This window comes from Streptomyces sp. NPDC001156 (assembly GCF_053598275.1).
Map to the genome: position 1 here is coordinate 1 of NZ_JBSFJX010000568.1, position 1,119 is coordinate 1,119.

General features: G+C 64.7%; 2 protein-coding genes. One reads left to right on the forward strand and one right to left on the reverse strand.

Annotation, left to right across the window (positions count from 1 at the left end; genetic code table 11):
- The first annotated feature begins 99 nt into the window (after nt 1–99).
- Complete coding sequence (locus tag ACWDA7_RS53165) at nt 100–402, forward strand: hypothetical protein (RefSeq protein WP_450615461.1); 303 nt, start codon at nt 100–102, stop codon at nt 400–402.
- 132 nt (nt 403–534) lie between these two features.
- Here ACWDA7_RS53165 and ACWDA7_RS53170 read toward each other — a convergent pair.
- A partial coding sequence (locus ACWDA7_RS53170) for an IS3 family transposase (RefSeq protein WP_450615463.1) occupies nt 535–1,119 on the reverse strand: 585 nt, incomplete at its 5' end.

Sequence of the window (1,119 nt, forward strand, 5' to 3'; positions counted from 1 at the left end):
ACGACCCGAAGCCGTTCATCTGGACCAAGGACGCCGACGAGATCCTCCAACGCCTCGCGACATATCTTGATCGAATTCCCGGCGCAGGACACTAGTGACGTGGTTCCGCGATGGCAGCTGACTTGCGGGGTGCGGGCCCCGTCCACCCTGGGCTCGTTTCTGCGATCTTTCCCGCACGGGCCTCTGAAGCAACTGCATGCCGAGGCCCGCCGGTTCCTTCCCGAACTGGCCCCTCACACGCCGCTGCTGCCCGGCGCGGACCAGGTCGCCTACGTGTACCTCGATGACACCATCCGCCACACCTACGGCTATGCCAAGCAGGGCGTCGGTTACGGATACAGCAAGGTCAAGGGTCTGAACGCACTGCGCGGCGTCGTTTCCACACCCTGGCCGCCCCGGTGATCGCCGCCACGAGGCTGCGCAAGGGACCATCGAACTCCGCGCGCGGGGCGGCAGCGTCACCCTCAACCGGTGGTGGCGAGCCTGGACGGACACGGACCCGTGAGGCGTCCCCCGGAGTGTGGACACAGGGGCTCATGCCGCGATCGATAGCTTATCTGCTCGCAGATGCTGCTGTTCGAACTCCACAGGCGAGAGGTAGTTGAGGGCGCTGTGACGCCTGCGGACGTTGTAGTACGTCAGCCACTGGAAAATCTCCAACCTCGCCTGCCGCACCGTCGAGAACAGCCTCTGGTGCATCGTCTCCCTCTTGAGTCCCTGCCAGAAACTCTCGGCGAGGGCATTGTCGTAACTCAAGCCGACCCGGCCCATGCTCCTGCGTATCCTGAAGCCGTCGCAGACCTGCGCGAACGCGGCAGCGGTGTACGGCGAGCCGCGGTCCGCATGAAAGATGACCCCATCCACGCTGCCACCGCGGCTGGCTACGGCCATCTTGAGGGCGTCGGTGACCAGTTCAGTGCGCATATGGGTAGCCATTGACCAGCAGAGCACCCGACGTGAGCAGATGTCCAGGACGCACGCGAGATACAGCCACGCGCCGCCGACCTGCACATACGTGATGTCGCCGCACCACTTCTCGTTCAACTTCCCAGCATGGAAGTCGCGTTGAACGAGATCGGGGGCGGGTGGTGCGAGCCGGTCCGGGACCGTGGTGCGCTT